Here is a 23,792-nt window from a genome sequence, read left to right on the forward strand (position 1 = left end):
GCCATGTCCGAGACCGCAGTAGGCCCCGAGGCACGGCAGGACGCCGCCGTTGTGCATGATGAGACCCGGCACCTAAGCGGCAAACAGCGCGTTGCCGTTCTGCTACTGGCCGTAGGGCGCGAGCGCGCGGCCAAGGTGCTCAAGCAGTTGCAGGAAGATGAGGTGCGCGACGTATCCGTGGCCATGGCGGGGCTGGGGCTGATCAGCGCCTCCGTGGTGGAGGAGGTGTGCGCGCAGTTCAGCAAGAACTTCGAATCGTCCGAAGGGCTTGTCGGCACGTACGAAACCACCGAGGAACTGCTGCGCAAGGCGCTGTCGGGCGAGCAGGTCGACAAGATCATGGAAGAAATCCGTGGTCCGGCCGGGCGCACCATGTGGGACAAGCTGGGCAATGTGCAGGAAATGGTTCTGGCCAACTACCTGCGCAACGAATACCCGCAGACCGCCGCCGTTATTCTCAGCCGCCTGCAACCCGCCCACGCAGCGCGTGTGCTGACCCTGCTGCCCGAGGACTATGCGACCGAGGTCATGATGCGCGTGCTGCACATGGAAACAGTGCAGCGCGAGGTGCTGGACAGTGTGGAGGCAACCTTGCGTTCGGAATTCATTTCCTCCCTTGGCCGTTCGTCCAAGCGCGACAGTTACGAACTGCTGGCCGAAGTGTTCAACAACTTCGATCGCAAGACCGAAACCCGCCTCATGGCGTCCATGGACAAGCGCAACCACGCCGATATGGAAAAGGTGAAAGCGCTTATGTTCACCTTCGAAGATATCAAGCGTCTGCCGCACGAAGCCCTTATGCGCATTGTGGCGCAGGTGGACCGCGAAAAACTGCCCCTCGCCCTCAAAGGTGCGTCCGAGACCGTGCGCAAGATGTTCTTGCAGTGCATGTCCAAACGTGCGGGCAGCATTCTGCTCGAGGAAATTTCGGCCCTTGGCCCTGTGCGCGTGAAAGACGCAGACGCCGCACAGGTCGATATTGTGACCATTATCAAAAATATGGCCAATGCGGGTGAGATTGATCTGACCGAAAACGGCGGTAACGACGAGATCATTCCATAATGGTGGAACGCGCACTCTTCCGGTCTGGTCCATGCCGCATGGCGGCGGATGGCGCCTCCTCCGGGGGGGTGTCGGATGCGCCTGTGCGCACCTACCCACGGGTGATGGATCTGGAGGATTTTGGCGCACCAGAGGAAGACCCCACGCCGCCCGAAGACCCGGCGGAGGAGGATGCCCCCCCCGAGCCCCCCCCCCCCGACCCCAATCTGCTCAGCATTACGCGTGACGAACTGGCCGCCATGCAGGCGCAGGCCCACGCGGAAGGGCATGCAGCGGGTGCTGCCGAAAAAGACGCCGAGCTACAGGCTTTTTACACCGGATGTCTGGCGGAGCTAACCAACGCCTTTAAGGCGGAAAACGCCCGGCGTGATCAGGCGCTGGCCAAGGCGTCTCAGGTTTTTGTGGCCACGGTGGTGGAGATCGTACGCAGCCTGACAGCGCTGGACGGCACGGTGTTGCAGGGCATGCAGCGCGACCTGCTGGCGGATGCCGCAAGTTTTGCCCGTGAATGCGAGGGTGATGTTACGGTCCAGTGCAGCCCGACCGACGCGCAGCGCCTACAGGCCGCCCTACAGAGCGAAGGCGGAGTGCAGGTCGAACCTGTGTCTGACATCGCACAGGGCATTATACGGATTTCCACAGCAGCCAACACCATTGTCATTGATCCAGTGCAGTGGCGCAAAAGTATGGCTGAGAAAATAGTTGCCAGTGTAACAGCCCTTGCGCGCCAGCGCATGCAGCAGAATACTGGGCAGGCATAAGCAGGCGGAGACGACCATGACAACAGACAACACCGATATCGGGCTTGAGGATTTTGCCACCAGTGCGGCACCGCCGGATGCTGCCGCCACGGCCGCTCCCGGTGCTGCCCCCGCCGCCGATGGCAAGGATGTGGACGACGCCCAGAAAGAGGCCGTTTACGATATTCCGGTCAAGATCACGGCGGTTATTGGCACGGCCACCATGCCGGTCAACCAGTTGCTGCGCCTTGGGCGCGGGGCTGTGGTCGAGCTGGACCGCAAGCTGGGTGAGGCCGTGGACATTTACGCCAATAACCGCCTGATCGCCCGTGGCGAAGTGGTGGTGGTGGATGACAACCATATTGGCGTGACCATGACGGAAATCCTGTCCTCCTCCACAACCAACGGTTAAGAGCCTTGCCCGGAACCGGTACAGCCACCGCCATTGCCGTCCAGCCTGTTGCCGGGCTGGGGGCGGGTGCGTTTGTTGTGCCGGTCATTACGTGCTTTGTGGCGTTTGCGGCAGTTATCGGGCTTATTTTTCTGTCCCGCTATGGGCTTAAGCTCATGGAGCCGTATTTATCCAAAGGGCGGCAGACGCCCAATCTGGCGGTTATGGAGAGTGTGGCCGTGGACCAGCGCAGGCGCGTGAGCGTCATCCGCTACGGCCAGAAAAAAGGACTGGTCCTGACCGGGGGCAGCTCCGACGTGTTTATGGGCTGGGTGGAAGAGGGGGATACCCCTGTGGCTTCCCCAGCCCCCGGCTCTCCCCCACCCGGTGCTGCCGCGCATTCCCCGGTCAGCGCACAGCCCATGCCCCGGACTGCCCCCCATGCCTGATGCCCAAGCGGAGCCCTGAGCCTTGAGACTTCCTGCCTTTACAAGACGTGGCGTGTGGTTTGCGAGTCTGGCGCTATGTGCTGTAGCCGTGGGTGTGCTGGCGGGTCTGCCGGTTGTGGCCCATGCCCAGTCCATTGCCCTTGACCTTGGCAAAGGGGGCGACCCGGGGACCACCAGCCGCATTATCCAGCTGACCGCTCTGCTGACCGTGCTGTCCCTCGCACCCAGTCTGCTGGTTATGGTCACGGCTTTTACCCGGATTATTGTTGTGCTTTCTCTCCTGCGCGGGGCCATTGGCTCGCAGGGGACGCCGCCAAACATGGTGCTGATCGGGCTTGCCCTGTTCCTGACCTTTTTTGTCATGCAGCCAACCTTCCAGCAGTCGTGGGATCAGGGAATTGCCCCCATGATGGATGGTCAGGTGGAGGAAATGGAGGGGCTCAAGGCCGCGGCGGAGCCATTTCGCACATTCATGCTCAAACATGTGCGTTCGGCCGATCTGGCCACGTTTGAGCGTCTGGCCAATGTAACCCCCGCCGCTACCCCGGCGGATACGCCGTGGCGGGTGCTCATGCCCGCTTTTATGGTGGGGGAACTCAGCCGTGGGTTCGAGATGGGGTTCCTGCTTTACCTGCCGTTTCTGGTCATCGACATTGTCACCTCCAGCGTGTTGATGAGCCTTGGGATGATGATGTTGCCACCGGCGACCATTTCCTTGCCGTTCAAGCTCATTTTCTTTGTGCTGGTCGATGGTTGGCAGATGGTGGCGGGGGGGCTTGTCCGCAGTTTTGGCGGCTGAGCGTGGCGGCTGAGCGTGGGGGCTGCGCACAGGGTTGCCTGCGCGCCACGGTGCTCTGGCGGTGCTGCGGGGGAAGGTATTTGTCATGCCTTTGTCATCAAGTATGGTGGAGTCTGCCCGTGTTTATTACCCGATAATAATAAATAGTCGCATGTAGAGCGTTTGAGCCTTGTATATTGCAAGGTTTTTAGAAACCGCCGTGCGGTTACAGGCTTGCTCATCGCCACGAAAAAGCTATCATTTCCCGCAGGGCAGCCATCAATTCCACTTGGCATGAAAACCATGTGAGGTGGTGTTGGTTGCTACAGTATTGTTTTGTCAGTATTTTATCTATCGGGAGAGCAAAGCGGATTGTCTTTGGATCATACGATCTTCTGTAAAGACATCTAGTCACGAACGCGGTATGAAGGCGCTTGCTTGTCTGGTCCCTGTGTCTGGATGAGAACAGATTATCTGCTTTTTATCTCAAGGGGCGTCGCCTGGCGTTTCCTGGTTTTTGTGAATGTGCAAGGGGGGCCATTAAGGCCACGACTGGCTGGTGTTTTTTCCCGATCAAGGGAGGAACTGCCAGTAGTTGCCACGCAAGGTACCCCGACAATATGAAGGAAGTTGCACTGATATGCTGCAATGGCTGAACAAGGACGCTCCGTTCCGCGATAAGATCCGGGTTGTGATGCTGTGTCTGGAAGCATATTTCATGTTCCAGATTATTGTGGAGACGGTTGGCTTTTTCTGGCACGCGCCAGTCCATTACACGTATATCATCAACATGGCGGCCCTTGTTTTCGGGCAGCTTGTTGTCCTTCAGATATGGAGATGGTTCACAACCCTGATTACCGAACCGGTTGAAAAGCTGGTCACGATGGGTGAAGAACTGGGTGACGGCGTTACCCATAACAACGTTCCCTTCCTCAAAAACAAAGATTGTGTTGGCCGCCTTGCCCGGATTATGGCGCGGTTCTCCCGTATGGTGGACGAGCAGGCGACGGCCCGCCAGCGGCAGGAAAAAATGGCGTCCGATATTCAGGATGCACTCGAAGGCAGCCAGGACCGGGACAAGCACACCCATCTGGTGATCGAACGTCTGGGTCAGGCTCTGGCCGACATGGCGCAAGGTGACCTGCGTGCCCGCATTGAAGACCCGATTTTTGATGGCGAGTTCGCCCCCCTGCGTGATGCGTTCAACCATTCCGCATCCCGCCTGAATGAAGCGCTGAGTGCGGTTGCCTCCAACTCGGACCTGATCTCCACTGGTGCCGCCGAAATTTCCACCGCATCGGACGATCTGGCCAAGCGGACGGAAAAGCAGGCCGCCAACCTTGGGCAGGCCGCCTCCTCCGTGCGGACCATTACCGAAGGTGTGCAGAGCAACGCCAAAGCCTGTGCCGACGCCAATGCCGAAAGCCAGCAGGCGCTGGAAAAGGTCAAGGCGGCAACCACCGTCATGACCGAAACCACCAAGGCCATGGACGGGATCAAAAGCTCCTCCGATGCGATTGGTGAGATTATTTCGGTCATTGATGGCATTGCCTTCCAGACCAACGTGCTGGCCCTGAACGCAGGGGTGGAAGCCGCCCGTGCGGGTGAGGCCGGGCGTGGGTTTGCCGTGGTTGCGCAGGAAGTCCGCTCGCTTGCCGAGCAGTCCGCCACGTCGGCCAGCGAGATCAAACGCCTGATTTCCGTTGCGGCTGAACAGGTGACCAAAGGTGTGGATCTGGTGCAGCAGACCGGCCGTTACCTGAACGACTTTGCAGGCAGCACCCAGAATATTGCGACCCGTGTGGAAGAAATTTCCTCCTCCACACAGGATCAGGCCCAGCGCCTGTCCGAAGTGACCGCCTCCATTGGTGGTATGGATCAGGTTACGCAGCAGAATGCGGCCATGGTGGAAGAAACCACAGCCGCCAGCCATAATCTGACAGCCGAAACCCGGACACTGGCGGCAACTCTGAGCCGCTTTAAAATGGATGCGTCGGGTGCGCGCGCAGGCCGTGCCGCCCGTCCCGCACTGGCAGCGCCCCGTCCTTCGGCCCCCCGGCCCAAGCCGTCCAGCCCGGCCCGTGTGGCGGCCCCCGCACCACAGCAGGCTCCGGCCCCGGCAACGCCTGCGCTGTCCATGCCCACCACATCTTCCGATGCGGGTTGGGAAGAGTTTTAATGGCCATTATTCCAGCATGTCAGGGGTCGGTCGGCCCCTGTCTGTGCGGCTGACAAGGGAGCGGACCGTTGGCTAGTGTGACCTTACCTGAACGTCTGGACACCTCTGCGGCGTTTGCCCTGAAGAGTGAGATCGAACAGGCTGTTAAAAGTGCTGGAGGGGAGCCGGTTGCTCTGGATGCCTCTGGCGTTACGTACCTTGGAGGTCTGTGCTTGCAGGTTCTCCTCGCCAGCAGATGCCCTCTTGTGGCGCCATCGGAGCCCGTTGTGGAGGCTTATGGCCTTTTTGGCGTAAGTGCGTGTCTGACCGAGCCGCTGGCGCCATTCAAGGAGTAATGAAGAATATGGTGGAAAAAGTGGGCATTCGTGTCCTGACGGTTGATGACTCGCGCACCATGCAGGGTATGCTACGCAAGGCTCTGGAAGGGGCCGGGTACGATGTTATTCAGGGTGGGGATGGCGTTGAGGGGCTGGAAGTCCTTAAGGCTGCTGATCCTACCCCCAATGCGATTATTACAGACATCAACATGCCGCGCATGGATGGCTTTGAGTTTATCGAGGCAGTCCGGGCGCTGGAGCAGTACAAACATCTGCCAATGATCGTTCTGACAACGGAAAGCGATCCCGAGAAAAAGGCCCGTGCCCGTGCGGCGGGCGCTACGGGGTGGATTGTCAAACCGTTCAGCACAGACAGCCTCGTGGCGGCTATCCGCCGGGTGACCGCCTGAAGGAGAGAGACCAGAATGAGTGGTGACATGGACGATATCCTTCTGGTTTTTTTCCAGGAGTGTGAAGAGCAGCTTCAGGAACTGGAGCGTGGGCTGTCCGCCCTTTCGGATGGTGAATCCGGGAAGGAGACAATCAACGCCGTTTTTCGTGCCGTGCATTCGGTCAAGGGTGGGGCCGCATCGTTCGGTCTGGAAAACCTTGTCCGCTTCGCGCATGTGTTCGAAAGTTCCCTCGATGGCCTGCGCTCCGGTCGTGTTGCCCCAACGCCTGAGATCGTCAAAACCTTTCTCAAGGCCATGGACGTTCTGAGCGATCTGGTTGCCGAAGCACAGGGCGAGGCCACGGTTGATCCGGGCCGGATTGAGGAAAGCCGGGTTGAGCTACAGGCCATTATAGGCGAAGGCACTGGCGGTGCCCAAAAGCAGGATGACACGGTCCTTGCCGACTTTACGCCCGTGCCGGTCGATTTTGAGCCAGTCATGGCTGATTTTGACTTTGGCGATTTTGGCTTTGAAGAAGAAACACCCGCCCCTGAATCGGCATCTCTTGTCGTAACGTTTACCCCCCACACGGCCATGTATGGCCGGGGGGATGATGCGCGTAACCTGCTGATCGGTCTGGCCGATGTGGCGGTTGCCCACGGTGGCACCAGCACAGTTACGTGCGAGACGGCTGCCCTGCCCGCACTGGGCAGCATGGAAACCGAAAAATCCTACCTGTCGTGGCGTGTGCTCCTGCCTGCCGCTGTACCGGAGGAGAGCGTACACACGGTTTTCGACTGGGTGAGCGATGTGTGTGACGTCAATGTCACGCGCGATGGCGGGTCTGGCCCAAGTGGTGGGGAGAGCGTGCCTGAGGTGGCAGCAGCCCCGGCAGCCCCGGAGCAGCCTGCGCCTGTAGCACCACCCGTTGCGGCCCCGGCTCCGGCCCCGGTTGCTGCCAGCCCGGCCCCACAGGCCCCCGCAGCCCCCGCAACCATTGCAGAAAAAATTATGGCGGAACTGCCGCCAACCCCCTCACCAGCAGCCACAGCCCCGATTGCTGCGGGTAATACCGCCACAACGCGCCGCCCGGTAGAACAGGCGACCATCCGCGTGGACCTGCACCGCGTGGACGACCTGATGGACCTTGTGGGCGAATTGGTTATTGCACAGGCAGCCCTTGAATCCATTGACCAGCGTGAAGATGGCGGCCAGCAGGAAATGATCAAGCGCATTGCCAGCATGAAAACCTTAACGCGAGACATTCAGGACGCGGTTATGGCCGTGCGTGCCCAGCCTGTACGCAGCGTGTTCCAGCGCATGCAGCGCGTTGTGCGCGAGGCCTGCTCCATGACCAGCAAGGACGTGGTGCTGACACTGGAGGGCGAGGACACGGAAGTGGACCGCACACTGGTGGAAAAACTCTCCGACCCGCTGACCCACATGCTGCGCAATGCGGTTGACCACGGCATTGAAAGTGCAGAGGACCGGATTGCTGCGGGCAAGTCCCCCACAGGGCAGATTCTGCTTTCTGCCGGGCATCGGTCTGGCCGTATCCTGATTACCATCAAGGACGATGGGGGCGGGATCAACCACGAGCGCGTGCTGGCCATTGCCATCAAGCGCGGCATTGTCGCCCCCGATGCGGTGCTGACGGATGATGAGATCAATAACCTTATCTTCGCGCCGGGCTTTTCCACAGCAACGACCGTCTCCGACCTGTCTGGCCGTGGGGTGGGGATGGATGTGGTCAAGCAGGCCATTCTGGGCCTTGGCGGGCGCGTGACCATCAGCAGTGTACAGGGGGAGGGTACGACCTTCTGCCTGAGCCTGCCGCTAACACTGGCCGTGCTGGATGGAATGCTGATTGTGGCCGCCGGGTCCACAATGGTTGTGCCTGTCTCCTCCGTGGTGGAAACCATGATGGTCAACCACAAGGATATTTACATGCTGCCCGATGGCGCCAATGTGGTGTCCATCCGTGGGGTCTGTATGCCGCTTATTCCCCTTGCGTCCGAACTGGGGCTGGGGGGCTACGGCACATCGCGTGGCCTGTCCGAGGATGACGTGATTCTGGTGGTGGAAAACGAGTCCGGAGCACGGGCGGCACTGATTGTGGAGGATATCCGCGATCAGGCGCAGGTGGTGATCAAAAGCATTGAAAAGAATTATCGCCAGATGCCCGGTGTATCTGCCGCGACCATTCTGGGGGATGGCAGCGTGTCCCTTATTCTGGATGTGCCCGCACTGGTTGCCAATGCCCTTGGCCGGATAGACACAAGGCCCTCGGCTGTTCGCACAGGGATTGCGGCCTAATACCAGACCACATCAGACGATCTGTATTTGAGTAGGAAAACGGATATGACGGACGAAGCCGGGGCCGACGCCAAGCTTGTAAAAATGATCGTGTTTGCAGTGGGTGATCAGGAATATTGCATTCCCATTCTGAGCGTGCGCGAAATTCGTAGGTTTGAAAAAACTACGGCACTGCCTTTTGCGCCGCATTATGTGTGCGGTGCGATCAACCTACGTGGCATTATCCTGACCGTTATTGACCTTGCGGTGTACCTGAACGTGGAGCCACAGGCCGATAACCCGCGCCGGGTGGTGATTATTGTGGAATCGCGCAATGGTACGGTGTGTGGTCTGCTGGTGGACCGGGTGATTGACATGGCGAACGTAAACCTGTCCGACATTCAGGCCGTGGCGGAGGAAGATAGCAGCCTGAGCGGTCTGGTCATGATTGCAGACCGCATGATTGGCGTGCTCCGGCTGGAAGTGGTGGTCGGTCAGCTGGTAGGCGGGATGATCTCCTGATGGTCGACACGCGTTCCACTGTTGACCCGGAGTACACGGACGCTGACTTTCAGATGGTGCGGCGGATTGCCAAGCATGAAGCCGGTATTTTTATTCCTGATTCCAAAAGTACGCTTGTTTACTCCCGTGTGTCCCGCCGTGTGCGCGAAAGCGGGATGGACAGCTTTCAGGCGTATCTGGGCTTTGTGCAAAGCCCAGCCGGCCGGGCGGAAATGAACAAGCTTGTCTGTGCGTTGACCACCAACGTGACCAGCTTTTTTAGGGAACGGCCACATTTTGTGCATATGGAACAGAATGTGCTGCCCGGACTGGCCGCCAAGCTGCGCAGTGGTGGGCGGGGGCGCATGTGGTCCGCGGCCTGCTCCACCGGGCAGGAACCGTGGAGCATAGCCATGTCCATTATGTCCGCGTTCCCCGAAGCGGCATCGTACGACATGCGTATTCTGGCGACCGATATTAATTCCGAAGTTGTGGCTCAGGCCGCATCAGGCACATATGTCGAGAGCGAGACGGACGGTATTTCCACCAAACAGAAAAGCCAGTTCATGCAGGCCGATGACCGGGGAAACCTGACCTTTGTCGGCAATATCCGCTCGCTTCCGGTGTTCAAGGTGCTCAACCTGAATGCCGACTGGCCAATGCGGGGGCAGTTTTCGGTTATTTTCTGCCGGAACGTCGTGATTTATTTTGATGAACCCACGCGGGAGCGCCTGTGGGGCCGTCTGGCCGACAAGCTGGAAAGCGGTGGGTTCCTGTATGTTGGTCATTCCGAAAAAGTAGCCAACCCCCGCCAATGCGGCCTGGAGCAGGTGGCTCCGACCATTTACCGGAAAGCGAGCTGATTTATGGCCCAGCCAGTAAAAGTTCTGATTGTTGATGATTCGCGTACGATCCGTGCCCTGATTAAACGCTCCTTTGCCCAGAACCCCGATATTGAAGTCTGTGGCGAGGCAGCCAATCCGCTCGAAGCCCGTGACCTGATTATCAAGGACCAGCCCGACGTCATTACCCTGGACGTGGAAATGCCGGGCATGAACGGCTTGCAGTTTTTGGAAAAAATCATGCGGATGCGGCCCATCCCTGTTGTCATGGTGTCCAGCCTGACAGCCAAGGGAGCCGATACCGCCATTACCGCGCTCCAGATGGGGGCGTTTGACTGCTACCCCAAACACAATGTGGGTGCGGGGGAAGACGCGTTTGCGGGCCTTGGGCGGCTGGTTGTGCTGGCGGCGCGCTCGCAGCCTGTCTCACGCATTCAGCGCCGCACACCCACAGCACCGGTTGCCCGGACGCAGACAACATGGGGCAACTCGGTGGATCTGGTGGCCATTGGCTCGTCCACCGGTGGGGTGGAAGCGCTGGAGGAAGTGCTCTCCGGTTTTCCGCAAAAAAGCCCGCCGGTTGTTATTTGCCAGCATATGCCACCGCTATTTACGGCAAGCTTTGCGAATCGCCTTAACCAGTCCATGTCCGCTCTCTCCATTGCCGAAGCGCGCGACGGCGAAGTGCTGCAACCCGGTATGGTCAGAATTGCACCGGGTGGAGACAGGCACCTTGTGATAGACAACAGCGGCGGCAAATACATGACGCGGCTGATAAGTGGCGCGCCAGTTAGCGGGCATTGCCCTTCTGTGGATGTGCTGTTCAAGTCTGTGGCCAAGCATGCGGGGCGCAATGCGCTGGGCATTATCCTGACCGGCATGGGCCGTGATGGGGCGGAAGGACTGCTGAGCATGCGGCAGGCCGGGGCCTTTACAATCGCGCAGGACAAAACGTCTTCAGTTGTTTATGGAATGCCACGGGTCGCGGCGGAAATTGGTGCGGCCTGCCAGGTTGTTACGTTGCGCCAGATCAGCTCTGCGGCCATGGCCATCCATACGCGCTGACTGCAAAAAAAGGGCGGGTCTTAACCGCCTTGGATTATCGGACGCCGGTCTTTGATGGCTGGAATTGAGACTAGGAATAAGGGGGAGACAAATGCCTGCCGCTTCACAAATCAAGGCCCTGATCGTTGATGACCAGGCCTCTATCCGTCAGGTTCTGGCCAACAGCATGGCGGAAATCGGTTTTACCAACATTGCCCAGCGCAAGGATGGCAAGGAGGCTTTGGAATATCTGGACCAGAACCCCACGCATCTGGTGATTTCCGATTTTAACATGCCGGTTATGGATGGTCTGGCCCTGTTGCGCGCGGTGCGTAGCAACCCCAAAATTCAGAAAGTGGCGTTTATTATCCTGACCGGCGAGGCCAGCAAGGATCTGGTGCAGGAAGCGGTCAAGGCTGGCGTTAATAACTTCCTTGCCAAACCTTACACCGTAGCCAAGCTGCGTGAGGTTCTGGAAAAGGTGTTCGGACCCATAAAGTGAACGATCACCCTGCGGTCAAAACGGTTATTCAGGGGGAAGTGGCAATCTCTGGCGATTCGTCAGTAGTTTTTGCAACACTGCTTGGCTCCTGTGTTTCGGTCTGTATGTTTGACCCGCTTGCGCGTGTTGGTGGCATTAACCACTTTTTGCTGCCAGATGGGGGGGAGGGTCATTCCGGTACAGCCATGCGGTTTGGCGTTAACTCCATGGAAATGCTGGTCAATGGTCTGCTCAAGGCCGGGGGGCAGCGCAGCCGTCTGGCGTGCAAGGTATTTGGTGGTGCTGCCGTTGTGCCCAGTCTGGGCCGCATCGGGCAGGAAAATATTAAGTTTGTAACCCACTATCTGGTGGATGAAGGCATTCGTTGTGTATCCCAGAGTCTGGGCGGCACGTTGGCCCGGCGTATTCGGTTCTGGCCGACCACGGGCCGCGCGCAGCAGAATCTGGTGCAGGACGTGCAGGGTATTGGCAAGCAGGAAGTCGCCTACAGCCGGCGTGAGGCTGAAGCAGAGCGGAAATGGGCTAAGGAAGCCAGTTCCGAGGTCGAGCTGTTTTAAAAAAGCCGGGCCGGAGAGGATTAAAGACATGGATGTGGTGCCCCCTTTGCCCCATGGTGCGGCCGGGACCGAACGCAGTGTGTGCGATGTAATGGAGCATCTGGTGAGTTTGCTGGATGAGACCTGCCAGGATTTTATGGGGGTGCAGCGCGTGGTGGGCGAGAATATGTCCGTAGCTCCCTTGAGCGATGCGGACGTGCAGGCTCTGCAAAGGCTGGATTCGGCCACACAGACGGTGGAAGCCGTGTCCACCGTGCTGAAAAATCTGGTGGCCTGTTATGGGCAACGCGATGAACAACCGCTTGATGTTGGCGTGTTGAGCCATGGCGTAAAACTCTGCCATGTTATTCAGGTGCTCCGTAATGGTGCTCAGGCCGAAAGCACCTGCCACTCGGGCGAAGTGGACCTGTTCTAACTCCCTTATTAATGTCCGATAAAATATATGTCTGGCCCGCTGTTATGGCGGGCCTTTCTGTTTAGTGCGTGCCAGTGCCAGTGCCAGTGCCAGTGCCAGTGCCAGTGCTCTGTGTGCCGCTGGTTGCTCTGGCCTGCGCCAGCCCCCACCCGACCATAAGGAACACCCATCCCGCAGTGCGCTCGGTAAAGAGGGAACTGGTTGAGGCAAGCGGCCAGAACAGCATGCACAGCGTAATAAAGAGCATGGACGGCATAAGCTCCTTGCTGGCAAGGGCTGCCAGAAACAGCGTTTTCCACCAGATCAGAACGGTGCAGACAAACAGCAGCAGACCGGCCAACCCCGCCGTGGTGGCGATTTCCAGATAAATGTTGTGTGGGTGAATGTTGCACCCTGTCGCAATTTCCTGCCCTGCGACTAGGTGGGCAAATTGCGGTATGCCATAGACATAGGTTGTCTCGGCGCAGTGCGCGCGAAAACCGTTATACCCCACACCGAGCAGGGGGTGGGCGTGGACCATGTTGAGCGCGCGCATATAAATCTGGCCATAGGCAGATTGCGAAAAATGCCCGATCTGCTGCACAAAATGCAGTACCAGCTTGTCATAGGCCGGGGGGGAGAGGAAGGGCAGAAGGGCCAGACCGACAAACCCGGACAAGGTGGCCAGAATAACCGGCACTCTGGTTGTTTTGACCAGCAAGGCACACAGGAAAAACCCAAAAAGCACAAGGAGTGCGGGCATTCTTTGCCCGATAATGACCATGGTCAGCAGCAAAAAGGACATAACGCCCAATGCGAGCAGTTTTTTGCCGGGTTCCTTAGCCTGCACCATGCGCATGGGGTAGATCATTAATCCGGGGAACATAATGACCATAAGCGGTGGCCCGGCGCGTGGTTCAAAAAAAGGGCCGGTCAGAGCGCCATCTTTCCAGCGGGCATATCCCCAGATATTGACCCCGAACAGATACTGCTCCCAGCACTGGCTGATCAGCCAGACCCCGGCCAGCGTTACACTCAGGCCAAGCCACTGCTGTTTTTGTCTGCTATCAAGCAGCCATTCCTCCAGTGCTTTGGCAAAAACAAAGTACCGCACGAGTGCAATAGATTCCATAAGGGTATGTGCGGACCCGTTGAGTGTGGAAGATACAACAATAAGCCCCCACAAACCCATGGCATATGGGAACCATCCGTGCAGCAGGCAGTAATAACGTTTGTTAAAAAATGAGTGCAGTAAAAAACTTATTCCAATGAACAGAATAATCAGATCGGCTATGGCACGGCCCCGTAACTGAAAAAAGGGCAGAAAGACGCAGAGTACGAAAGCAAGTTTTTTTAAATTTGCATCACAGAACATAAAAATGTTTTTCACGGTCATGCCAAGGCTCTCCAATTACACAAAGATTAAAAGACTCTGTGCGGGAAAGCTATTCTTAAATAATGCGTCATTCTGGGTATGCGTTAAGGGTATGCTCAGGACAAAGACCGGCTCTGTTGTGGTGGAGCTTTGTATGCTGTTTGGAAATATCCTTATTTTTTAAGAGTATTTTGTAAGTATTTTCTGAATTTTGTTGTGTATATGGCTCGCTATTTTGGTTGGGCATATGTAGGGTTGAGCGCGCCGCTGTGGGTGTTCAGGCTATAGGAATGCCAGAGATGGTGCGGGTGTCAGAAGGTAAAACAGTCTGATGCAGCCGGTTGTTTTCCACAGCAGGTGCATGGTCAAGCCCTTGCAGCCCTTCGGTCTGTGGAGGGGGCGGGGCAGTATTTGGGCGGAAGCACACCCGACCTGCCGTTGGTGTAGGCTGGTCGGGTGCTTTTGTCTGGCGTGCGGCGCAGGGGCAGCGCCAATCAGGAGGGGAGGGTCAGCAGCCGGTTTGCCAGAATGGGGGCGTTGAGCGGCACTAGCCCGCCCACAATGGAGGACGAGCAACTGCCATAGGTCAGGGTCAGACCACAGGCGGCGGCGGCAATAATGCCCCCAACCCGGCCCGCCTGATCCATTTTGCTGGCAACCATGGTGGTCGCTCCGCGTTGAGCAAAGGCATAGCCAATATCGGCCGATTCCTCGGCATCCAGCCCGGCGGGCAGGACAAGGCTGAGCGTTGCGCCAACGCGTTCGACCATCTGCATCATTTTGCCCATGCTTACGGGGGAGTAGACGCAAATACCGGGCAGATCGACCAGAATGGGCTGCCCCGGCTCCTTGTGGCGCACGGCGTCGGCCAGAATTTCGGACGTGCTGCCCTGAATAATGGGAATGTTATAGGGCTGGAGCAGGGCGGAAAGCTTGGCAAAGCTGCCTGCCGTATGGTCGCACGCAATAATCAGCGGTGGGGGGCTGTTTTTGTGTTCCTCGGCAAGAATGTAGCGCGCGGCCAGTTTGGCCAGCACCAGCGTTTTGCCAGAGCCAGACGCCCCACCAAAGGCAAGGGGAGCCTCCGTTGCGTCAGGCAGGGTGCCAAAGGACAGAACATTGTTCAGCCCATCCGCCAGAGTTTTACCCGCAAGGGCATGGATAAGCGGCTGGGGCACGGAGTGCCAGCGCAGAATGTCCTCTACCGTCAGGTGGCTGACCGGCAGGGCCACGCCACTGGTCGCGTTTGTGGAGTTCTCCGCCACCTGTTCGGGCACGGATAACTCCTCCCGCGTGTTTCCCTGACGGCGCTCCGCAGCCTTCTGGCTTGCGGTGTCGGAGGGACTATCCTGCATATTCTACTCCCATGGTGCGGTCTTCTGGCGGACTGTCACGATATGGTCGCAACCGTCTTGATCCGGGCACGAGGGTATATCTCAGCTTGTGACAGAACGGAAATGGAAGGACGGACCCGTTCGACAATGGCGTGCATGGAATCTCTTACAGGGGAGGCGACAACAATAACCGGAATTTCGCCGTTAGTGGAAAGGGCGTTAAATGTATCGCGCAGTTTTCCCACAAAAACATTGAGCATGGAAGGTGGCATGGCCAGCTTACGGTCTTCTGCCGGGCCGGTAATATGCGCCATAAAATCCGATTCCCATTTGGAGGAGAGGGTGACAATGGGAATATACCCACCCGGCCCCACCAGTGTGTTGCAGATCTGGCGCGACAGACGCACGCGCACATGGTTGGTCAGCGGCTGAATGCCGCGCAGGCCCATGCCGCAGGCTTCCTGAATACTTTCCAAAATTGTGGGCAGGTCACGGATGGAAACCCGCTCGGCCAACAGGGCCTGCAACACGCGCTGCACGGTGCTGAGCGGCACCTGCGAGGGAATAAGGTCGTTGATCAGCTTCTGCTGCTCACGCGGCATATCGTCCAGCAGGGCCTGTGTTGCCACGTAGGTCAGCAGGTCGGGCAGGTTCTGGCGCACCATCTCGCTCAGATGGGTCACAATCACACTGGCCGGGTCCACCACGGTGCAGTTCAGGGCCATGGCTTTGGTTTTCTGGGCGGGGTCTATCCACACCGCAGGCAGGCCAAAGGCGGGCTCGGTCGTTTTTTCACCCGGTATGGGAGGCACGCCGCCCGAGGGGGTCATGGCCAGCAGCTTGTGGGGTTTGACCTCGCCCGATGCAATCTCGATCTCCTTCAGCCTGATGACGTATTTTTCCGAAGGCAGATGGATGTTGTCCTGAATACGCACAGGCGGGGTGACAAAGCCCATTTCTGTTGCAACCGAGCGGCGTAGCGCCTTGATCTGTTCGGCAAGCTGGGGGGTGTCTCCACCTGTTAAGGGCAGCAGGCCAAAGCCCAGCTCAAGACGGAGCAGGTCCAGTTTGAGAATTTCGGAAATGGGGGAGGCTGTGGGTTGCGGGGTAATTTCGGTTACGTCGCCATCGCTGTCGGCGGCGGGGGCGCGGCTCCGCAGCCATGCACCTGTGCCCGCGGCTGCGGCAATAGCCAGAAAGGGGAAAGCAGGCAGGCCGGGCATAAGTGCGAACAGAGCGGACAGGGCAGCAGCCACCCCCAGCGGCTTGGCGTTGCCACTGAGCTGGCGGGCCAGAATAACGTCGGCCGTGCCATCTGTTCCGCCCTTGGTCACCACAATACCGGCAGCAGTGGAGACCAGCAGTGCTGGTATTTGCGAGACAAGACCATCGCCCACGGTCAGCATGGTAAAGGTGCTGGCGGCCTCGCTGAGCGGCATGCCGTGGCGGAGCACGCCAATGGTCAGCCCCCCCACGATGTTGATGGCGGTGATGATGATGCTGGCAATGGCATCGCCACGCACAAACTTGGCCGCACCATCCATGGAGCCGTAAAAGGCACTTTCCTCTTCCAGTTCCTTGCGCTTGGTGCGGGCGGTGCGTTCGTTAATCGCGCCGGAGGCCAGATCCGCGTCAATGGCCATCTGCTTACCCGGAATGGAGTCCAGGAAGAAGCGGGCCGCGACCTCGGCAATACGCCCAGACCCCTTGGTGATGACCATAAAGTTCACGACCAGCAGGATACAGAAGATGATCCCCCCGATGACCACATCCCCACCCATAAGGAACCCGCCAAAGGCTGCCACAACGTGGCCAGCGGCATAGGGGCCTTCGCTCCCGTGGCTCAGGATCAGCCGGGTTGTGGCGATTTCGAGCGACAGGCGCAACAGGGTGGTGAGCAGCAAAAGGGTGGGGAAAGAGGTAAAGTCCAGCGGCCGCTCAAGGAACAGGGCCACCATCAGCACCAGCACCGAGGAGGTGATGGAGATGGACAGCCCCATATCCAGAATAAAGGTGGGCAGCGGCAGGATAAGGATGGACAGCAAAAGCACCACGCCCAGAGCCAGCCCGATATCGGTGCCCGGCACGGCGGCGCGCCATGGCAGGGCTTTCCACCCACCATTGCGCAGCGTGCCCATAGCATGGGTCAGCAGGCGTGAACCCGAGGCCAGCCTTGTGCGTGCGGCCGCGGTCCTGTCCGCCAGTTTGCCAGCAGCGGCTTTTTTGACCGAGTTGCCATCGGCAGTATCCAAGAACTACGTTCCCTTTTGTGTTTTTGGCGGCACGGTTTATGGCGGATTCCGTAACGGTTCATCCTGCTATGAACCATGACAGAGTGCGCCTTTAAGGCCCATGTCCGTGCGACACAAGTACAGTTATCACCAAGTGCAATCCAAGGCCAGAAAATGGTTCTGGCGGGTTTTGCTCTTTGGCGTGTCTGGTGCGGGCGTGGGTGGGTATGGTTAAGTCCGGCCGGTATGGTAAGGTCAGGGCAGATCACTGGCGGGATATTGAGGGTTTAAGGCAGTATGGAAGAGATCTGGGAACCAGCAAAGGCCAATATGCACAAGCTGATGGCGCGCAAAAAAGCCGTTATGCTGGCCCCCACTCCAGCCAGCGTTGGGGCGCTGTGCGAGGCATTCTGCGCGGGTAGCCTGCCGCATGAGGCTGTGACCCTTTCGCTCGAAATGGTGCAGCGTGAGCCTGATAACCCGCATTATCTGTTAATTGCGGCGCTGGTTCTGACCAACCATGTTTTTCGGTACGATATTGCCGCCGCCCTGCTGCGCAAGCTTGCACTGCTGGAGCCAGATAATTATGGGGTCAAAATCCTGCTGGCGCAGGCTCTGATCGTTAATGGTGATCTGGCCGGAGGGTCGGGGATTTTTGCCGAGGTGATCAAGCGTTATCCCGAGCAGCGTGTGTTTTCGGCCCTTCAGATCTCCCAGATATTCATACGCATGGGCTACCCAAGGGAGGCGCTGGATATTCTTCTGTTTGCTGTTCAGCTCGAACCTTCCAACCCCATGCTCTATAATACCATTGGCTGTGCGCTGGGGTGCCTGAACCGTTCGGATGAGGCCCGTCCGTGGTACGAACAGGCCCAACGCATGGCCCCCGAGGACGAGGGCGTTCTGCTCGGCCATACTATGGTCCTGCTCAAAAGCGGGCATTATGGCAAGGGCTGGGAACTGTTTGCCCAACGGCGCAACAAGTTAACGGCTGTGACCAAATGGTTCGGCCAGTTCCCCCAACTCCAGTGTGGTGATGTGGTCGCGGACAAAACCATTGCCCTGTATCAGGAGCAGGGGCTGGGGGACACGCTTCAGTTCATCCGCTTCGCCGCGATTTTGGTGGAGCGGGGCGCGCGGGTTACGGTTGCGGTCGGGGCGGAAATGGTGCGCCTGCTGAGTATGTCCTGCCCGGACCTGATCGTGCGGGACGTGGCGCAGTTGGTTCTTGATGAGACGTTTGATTACGTTCTGCCCATTCCCAGCCTGCCGTGTGTTACCAACATGCAGACCATTGCGGATATTCCCGGCACGGTGCCCTACCTGCGGGCGGACCCGAAGGATGTGGCGCGGTTTGCGGGCCGGTTGCCTGCGCGTGGTCCGCGTATTGGCCTTGTCTGGTCGGGAGATAGGCGGACCAATGCGGTGGACGTTATGGCCGACCAACTCCGTTCCACCACGCTGGCGGTCATGGGGGCGGCACTGACCCCGGTGGATGCAGCACTTGTTTGCCTACAGTTCGGCAAACCGCGGGAAGATATGGAGAACTGGCACGGTCAGCCGCTTTGCGACCCCATGGGGGAGGTCAAGGATATGGCCGACACCGCCGCGATCATAGAAAATCTGGATCTTGTCATTTCGGTCGACACCTCCGTCCTGCATCTGGCGGGTGCTCTGGGCAAGCCGGTGTGGCTGCTCAGCCGGTGGGATGCATGCTGGCGGTGGGGGGAGGCGGGGGACACGTCGCCTTGGTACCCCTCCTTGCGTATTTTTCGGCCGCAGGAACGTTCGTTTCAGCCGGTGCTGGAGCAGATGGGGCAGGCTCTGCGGGCATGGGTGGGCGCGTGGCATGCGGCGCACCCACAGGGGACGCAGGCCACGTCCCTCTGATCCACAGCCTTGCAACGCCACAACACTCAATGGACCGACCGATGGAAGACCCAGCAGACGCCCGCGCCATAAGGCTGCCCAAGGGCATGACCGTGGAAGCGTTGTGGGAGGCAAGGCAGGCCCTTGTGCAGAACCCCACCCCGGAGGGGCTGAAACATCTGGCCCGGCAGATTTTTGATGTCCAGCAGTACGTGGCGGGTGAGCGTCTGGTGCTGGACGTTATGGCCGCAGATCAGGATAACCTGCCCCTGCTGCTGGCCGGAGCGGACCTGCTGGCAAATTATACAACCCGGTATGATGTTGTGGTGGCCGTGCTGGCCAAGGTGCTGGCTGCGTTGCCGCACCTGAGCGAGCTCAAGGTTTTTATGGCCGCAGCACTGGTTGCCAAGGGCGATGTTGCTCTGGGCCTGCGTGTTTTTGCCGACATTATGCAAAACCACCCCGAGCACCATGTTGCTGCCTGCGAGCACCTTGCCGTTGCCCTGCTGGAAGTGGGGTACATGCAGGAAGGCCATACGGTGCTGGACACATGGTTCAGGGACAACAAACCGGTTACCGCCGCGCTGCTCAACAACATGGGGTGTGTTCTCCAGCGGCTGAACCGCTCGGAGGAAGCCTTGCCGTGGTACAGGCGGGCTCTGGAACTCCAGCCGGACAATGCAGGAACCATTATGGGGTATGCCGTGGCCCTGTTCAAAGCCGGACATTATGCACAGGGCGCGCCCTATTACGCCGGGCGTGAAGGCTTGGTGGAGGACACGGTCAGTTGGTATCGGGCCTTGCCCCGCATGGAAAAAAACACCTCCCTGCACGGCAGGAAGGTTATCCTGTTTCAAGATCAGGGGTTGGGAGATACGCTCCAGTTCATACGGTATCTGCCCATGGTGCAGGCGCGGGGGGCGCTGGTTACGGTTGTGGTGCCGACCGGGCTTGTCCGTCTGCTTACCCTGTCTTTTCCTCAGGCGCAGGTTGTGGCGGAAAAGGATTTTGCTCCGCAGGATGGATACGATCTGGGCTTGCCCATTCCCGATCTGCCCTTTGTTATGGGGCTGCGCACGCCAGCCGATATTATTGCGAATATTCCCTATCTGTTGGCACCCCCTGCGGATGTGGCGCGTTTTGCTGCCCTGCTGGGTGCCCAGCGCCCCCGGATCGGCCTTGTCTGGGCGGGCAGCAGGCGCACAAAACCCGCCGATGTACTGACCGACCAGCGTCGTTCCGCAACTCTGGAGCAGGTGCTGGGGGCCATAACCCCGGTGGATGCCGCGCTGGTCAACCTCCAGTTTGCCCCCCGCCGGGAGGACCTTGCCGCATGGAATGGCCAACCCGTGTGCGACCTGATGGACCATGTGCAGGACATGGCCGATACCGCCGCGATTATAGACAATCTGGATCTGGTGATTTCGGTCGATACTTCGGTCGTGCATCTGGCGGGGGCTCTGGGCAAACCCGCGTGGCTGCTCAGCCGGTGGGATGGATGCTGGCGGTGGGGGGATAGTGGCGAGACATCGCCGTGGTACCCCAATATGCGGATATTCCGCGCGCAGGAGCGCTCATTTGCGCCGGTGCTGGAGCAGATGGGGCAGGCGCTGCGCACATGGGTTGCCACATGGCAGCCGGGTAAGGGCGAGCTGGACTAACACCCGGCTCCTCCCAAACGGCTTTTTGCTCCGCTTCTGCCGTATGGGACCAGCCTCTCAGTCAGCCCCGCAGTCGGGCTCTGCCGCCTTGCTGCTGTGGTGGCATGGCGGGGTGTTGGTCGGATTATTTATTGGTCGGGCTGTCTGCTGGGCGCTTACGGTTGCGTGCCGGGGTGCGGATTAAGGCTGCTGGTGTGCAGGCCGGGTTCTCCGGTCTGGCATGGACTGGCAGGTGTGGCGCATGCGCGGCCAGCCTGCTTACTCGTTCCCCTGAGTAGCGATGCGCTGCGTGCTGGCCCGCGCCACGGGGGCTGAACGGTAGGAGGCAAGCGAGCGCCCACGCATGGCGCTGCCCCGGCTGTTACCTACAGGGCCGGGTTCCACAAAATTACGCATGCCCTGAAAAGGGTGGAACGCCTTGGGGTGCGAAATCTGGGGCGTGCCGTCTGGCCCCATGCCTGTGCTGGCTTCCGCCACCATCATGGGGGTATGGTGGATGGCCGGGGTAACAGGGTGCGGGAATACCTGTGGCATTAACGGGGATTTTTGCGCAGTCTGCGGGCCTTCACGCCCATCTTGCGGCATGGCCCATGCTTCAAGCACCTTCCACTGGTAGGGGGTGCCTATGCCCGGTGTCTGCGAGTGGTAGGCTGCTGCCGCGCGTGGCCAGCTTCCCATTTTTTCATACATCTGGAGCAGAAAGCTGCCCGCATACATGGCGTTGCGCAGCGGGTCGAACGCCTGATCGAGCGAGGGGAACGCTTCGGGGTGTTGTTGCAGGTTGACCTGCATGCACCCCACATCAATGGACATAATGCCTTGGTGGCGGAAGTTCTGCACCGCCGCCACAGCCTCGGCCCGGCTGTTGTAATGGTAGCCAATGCCTGCCGCGTTAATGGTCCATGGCCAAGCGGAAACCGTGCCGTCGGATTCGACCTTCCCGCTTTCCACCCGCCCCATGGCGGACAAAAACCCGTCGGGAATATGCAGGCTGCGTTCGGCCTGTGCCGTGGCCTCCGTGCATAGTCCGGCCTCGGCCGAGCGGGCGTGGGCCTGTGTGGCGCTGGTGGCCGCATGGGCTGCGCCTGCAAGGGCTGCAACGCCAAGGAGCCAGCGTGCGGGCCGGGTACGGGGGAAGTGTGGCGTCATGCGCGGTGTGGCGGGGGGCCGGGGTGGAGCTGGCTCCGGGCGGCGGGTCCCTTACCTCCTTGGCTGGTGTGGCTCTATGGCAGTCATGGCCCGACTATACAGGGCGGCACGCAAGTAATGGCGGGCTTGCCCGGTCGGTTCTATACATGGCTGTATGCCTGCCGCACCGATCGTGCAAGGATTCATGTCCTTAACATCATGCCATGTCTGGTCTGGCCAAAGTATGGCGTGGCGCGGGTGGGGCATGGTTTTTTTTGCAGCCTCCGGCGTGCTGCCTGATTAATGTCATGATTTTGCATGATCTTTGGCGGGTTATGTCTCCACCCGCGTGCAAGCACGTGCGCCACCGGGGTGGAGGTTGGGCAAAAAAGGCTTTTGGGCATGGGCTGCGGCAGGTTACATGGGCATTGAATGTAATGGCCAGCGCGCCTATTCTTATGGCACAAGGTTACGTGATGACCCTGCACTGTGTGCCGGGCTGATCAATCAGGGGTAAACAGGTATATGAGGAACCGCCTCAAGGCGAGCAACGGGCAGGCCGGCATGGCCCGCCAGCATGGTGGCAGGGCGGCCCCTTTGTTGAACCCAATGGGCCGCGTTTTTGGCGCGCCACGGTGGGTCCGGGCTGTTATGGCCGCCTTTATCCTGCTCTCCCTGTTTGTGCCGGTATCCCCCGCCCACGCCATTACGGTGCGGGTGAAGGATATTGTTGATTACGAAGGCGTGCGGGACAACCAACTGGTCGGTTACGGGCTGGTCGTGGGCCTGCATGGCACGGGCGACCGTCTGACCAACATCATATTCACGCGTGAAACACTGATCAGTATGCTCAACCGTCTGGGCGTGAACATTCGTGACCGCGAAATCCAGTTGCAGACGCATGACGTGGCCGCCGTTATGGTCACCGCCACACTGCCCCCGTTCTCCCATGGGGGCGGGCGGATTGACGTAACCGTTTCCGCCGTGGGTGACGCACAGGACCTGACCGGGGGCACCCTGCTGGTCACCCCCCTACAGGCAGCCGATGGCGAGGTTTACGCCGTGGCGCAGGGATCGCTTGTGACCAACGCCTTTACGGCGGGCGGGCAGGCGGCCACGGTCACGCGTAACATTCCGACCAGCGGGCATATTGCCAATGGCGGGGTGGTCGAACGTGAGGTGCCGGTCAAACTGGGCGAGACGGGGGTTGTCCATCTCTCGCTCCACAATCCTAATTTTACCACCGCGACCCGTGTGGCCGAGGTGATCAACCGCAGCATTGGCGCGCATATGGCGCAGGTGGATGACCCGCGCACCATTGCCGTGGACCTGACCGGGCGCAACGCATCGCTCACCCTGTACCGTATTGGTGACCTCCAGATCGAGCCGGATACCATGGCCAAGGTTGTGGTGGACGAGGCCAGCGGTACTATTGTTATGGGTGATAGCGTGCGCATCAGCACTGTGGCCATTGCGCAGGGCAACCTGACCATTCAGGTGACCGAAACTCCGCAGGTGGTCCAGCCAGCGCCCTTCTCTAACGGCGTGACCGCCGTTGTGCCACGGACAGAAGCCAATGTGAGCACGGATAGCTCGCACAGGCTGGGTATTCTGCGCGAGGGACCAACACTGGCCAGCCTTGTGGCGGGCATGAACGCGCTGGGCATGGGCCCGCGTGACATGATTGGTATTTTGCAGGCCATCAAGGCCGATGGCGCCCTTCAGGCCGATCTGGAAGTAAGGTAGGCACA

Annotated in this window: 22 protein-coding genes; 18 read left to right on the plus strand and 4 right to left on the minus strand. The window is 59.3% G+C overall.

The features are described 5' to 3' along the window. Positions 1-3: 3 nt before the first annotated feature. From fliG to GOB86_RS05445, 15 genes are all read left to right on the plus strand, one after another. A complete protein-coding gene (gene fliG / locus GOB86_RS05375) occupies positions 4-1,062 on the plus strand; it encodes a flagellar motor switch protein FliG (protein WP_165991348.1) in 1,059 nt (352 codons plus the stop codon). Further along, entirely contained in the window at positions 1,062-1,823 is a 762-nt protein-coding gene (locus GOB86_RS05380; protein WP_165991349.1) for a hypothetical protein, read from the plus strand. The genes fliG and GOB86_RS05380 overlap by 1 nt, the downstream gene beginning before the upstream one ends. A gap of 16 nt (positions 1,824-1,839) precedes the next feature. Continuing rightward, on the plus strand, positions 1,840-2,214 hold the full coding sequence (fliN, locus tag GOB86_RS05385; RefSeq protein WP_165991350.1) for a flagellar motor switch protein FliN: 375 nt from the start codon (positions 1,840-1,842) through the stop codon (positions 2,212-2,214). A 5-nt stretch (positions 2,215-2,219) separates the two neighbouring features. After that, on the plus strand, positions 2,220-2,642 hold the full coding sequence (locus tag GOB86_RS16020) for a flagellar biosynthetic protein FliO (protein WP_242012515.1): 423 nt from the start codon (positions 2,220-2,222) through the stop codon (positions 2,640-2,642). 52 nt (positions 2,643-2,694) lie between these two features. Next, a complete protein-coding gene (gene fliP / locus GOB86_RS05395; protein WP_408737322.1) occupies positions 2,695-3,441 on the plus strand; it encodes a flagellar type III secretion system pore protein FliP in 747 nt (248 codons plus the stop codon). Between the two features lie 619 nt (positions 3,442-4,060). Next, complete coding sequence (locus GOB86_RS05400) at positions 4,061-5,599, plus strand: methyl-accepting chemotaxis protein (protein WP_165991351.1); 1,539 nt, start codon at positions 4,061-4,063, stop codon at positions 5,597-5,599. 77 nt (positions 5,600-5,676) lie between these two features. After that, positions 5,677-5,934, plus strand: a complete 258-nt coding sequence (locus GOB86_RS05405) for an STAS domain-containing protein (protein ID WP_253543712.1) — start codon at positions 5,677-5,679, stop codon at positions 5,932-5,934. A gap of 8 nt (positions 5,935-5,942) precedes the next feature. Beyond that, entirely contained in the window at positions 5,943-6,326 is a 384-nt protein-coding gene (locus GOB86_RS05410; protein ID WP_165991353.1) for a response regulator, read from the plus strand. 15 nt (positions 6,327-6,341) lie between these two features. After that, positions 6,342-8,624: a chemotaxis protein CheA gene (locus GOB86_RS05415; RefSeq protein WP_165991354.1), complete on the plus strand. Its 2,283-nt coding sequence runs from the start codon at positions 6,342-6,344 to the stop codon at positions 8,622-8,624. Positions 8,625-8,669: 45 nt separating this feature from the next. Continuing rightward, a complete protein-coding gene (locus GOB86_RS05420) occupies positions 8,670-9,125 on the plus strand; it encodes a chemotaxis protein CheW (RefSeq protein ID WP_061491339.1) in 456 nt (151 codons plus the stop codon). Continuing rightward, complete coding sequence (locus GOB86_RS05425) at positions 9,125-9,967, plus strand: CheR family methyltransferase (RefSeq protein WP_165991355.1); 843 nt, start codon at positions 9,125-9,127, stop codon at positions 9,965-9,967. The genes GOB86_RS05420 and GOB86_RS05425 overlap by 1 nt, the downstream gene beginning before the upstream one ends. Positions 9,968-9,970: 3 nt before the next feature. Further along, on the plus strand, positions 9,971-11,011 hold the full coding sequence (locus tag GOB86_RS05430) for a protein-glutamate methylesterase/protein-glutamine glutaminase (RefSeq protein WP_165991356.1): 1,041 nt from the start codon (positions 9,971-9,973) through the stop codon (positions 11,009-11,011). A gap of 91 nt (positions 11,012-11,102) precedes the next feature. Next, entirely contained in the window at positions 11,103-11,492 is a 390-nt protein-coding gene (locus GOB86_RS05435) for a response regulator (RefSeq protein WP_025828767.1), read from the plus strand. Beyond that, complete coding sequence (locus GOB86_RS05440) at positions 11,489-12,049, plus strand: chemotaxis protein CheD (protein ID WP_253543715.1); 561 nt, start codon at positions 11,489-11,491, stop codon at positions 12,047-12,049. The genes GOB86_RS05435 and GOB86_RS05440 overlap by 4 nt, the downstream gene beginning before the upstream one ends. Positions 12,050-12,077: 28 nt before the next feature. Beyond that, positions 12,078-12,464 carry a hypothetical protein gene (locus GOB86_RS05445; RefSeq protein ID WP_165991357.1) on the plus strand — a complete coding sequence of 129 codons (387 nt, stop codon included), beginning with the start codon at positions 12,078-12,080 and terminating at the stop codon, positions 12,462-12,464. A gap of 61 nt (positions 12,465-12,525) precedes the next feature. On the opposite strand, the gene GOB86_RS05450 is transcribed toward GOB86_RS05445, so the two are convergent. From GOB86_RS05450 to flhA, 3 genes are all read right to left on the minus strand, one after another. Then, positions 12,526-13,839 carry an O-antigen ligase family protein gene (locus tag GOB86_RS05450; protein ID WP_165991358.1) on the minus strand — a complete coding sequence of 438 codons (1,314 nt, stop codon included), beginning with the start codon at positions 13,837-13,839 and terminating at the stop codon, positions 12,526-12,528. 473 nt (positions 13,840-14,312) lie between these two features. Further along, positions 14,313-15,173: a hypothetical protein gene (locus tag GOB86_RS05455; RefSeq protein WP_165991359.1), complete on the minus strand. Its 861-nt coding sequence runs from the start codon at positions 15,171-15,173 to the stop codon at positions 14,313-14,315. 35 nt (positions 15,174-15,208) lie between these two features. Then, the gene (gene flhA / locus GOB86_RS05460; protein WP_165991417.1) at positions 15,209-17,290 is read right to left on the minus strand and encodes a flagellar biosynthesis protein FlhA; all 2,082 of its coding nucleotides are present in this window, start codon (positions 17,288-17,290) and stop codon (positions 15,209-15,211) included. A gap of 390 nt (positions 17,291-17,680) precedes the next feature. Between flhA and GOB86_RS05465 the strand changes: the two genes are divergently transcribed. Next, complete coding sequence (locus GOB86_RS05465; protein ID WP_165991360.1) at positions 17,681-19,273, plus strand: tetratricopeptide repeat protein; 1,593 nt, start codon at positions 17,681-17,683, stop codon at positions 19,271-19,273. A 41-nt stretch (positions 19,274-19,314) separates the two neighbouring features. After that, a complete protein-coding gene (locus tag GOB86_RS05470; RefSeq protein WP_242012516.1) occupies positions 19,315-20,913 on the plus strand; it encodes a glycosyltransferase family 9 protein in 1,599 nt (532 codons plus the stop codon). Between the two features lie 258 nt (positions 20,914-21,171). Here the strand turns inward: GOB86_RS05470 and GOB86_RS05475 are convergent, their stop codons facing one another. Continuing rightward, on the minus strand, positions 21,172-22,062 hold the full coding sequence (locus GOB86_RS05475) for a transglycosylase SLT domain-containing protein (protein ID WP_165991361.1): 891 nt from the start codon (positions 22,060-22,062) through the stop codon (positions 21,172-21,174). Positions 22,063-22,692: 630 nt separating this feature from the next. On the opposite strand from GOB86_RS05475, the gene GOB86_RS05480 reads away from it, so the two are divergent. After that, positions 22,693-23,787, plus strand: a complete 1,095-nt coding sequence (locus GOB86_RS05480; protein ID WP_242012525.1) for a flagellar basal body P-ring protein FlgI — start codon at positions 22,693-22,695, stop codon at positions 23,785-23,787. The last annotated feature ends 5 nt before the right edge of the window (positions 23,788-23,792 follow it).

It is taken from the genome of Acetobacter lambici, assembly GCF_011516885.1.
GTDB classification, from domain to species: Bacteria; Pseudomonadota; Alphaproteobacteria; order Acetobacterales; family Acetobacteraceae; genus Acetobacter; species Acetobacter lambici.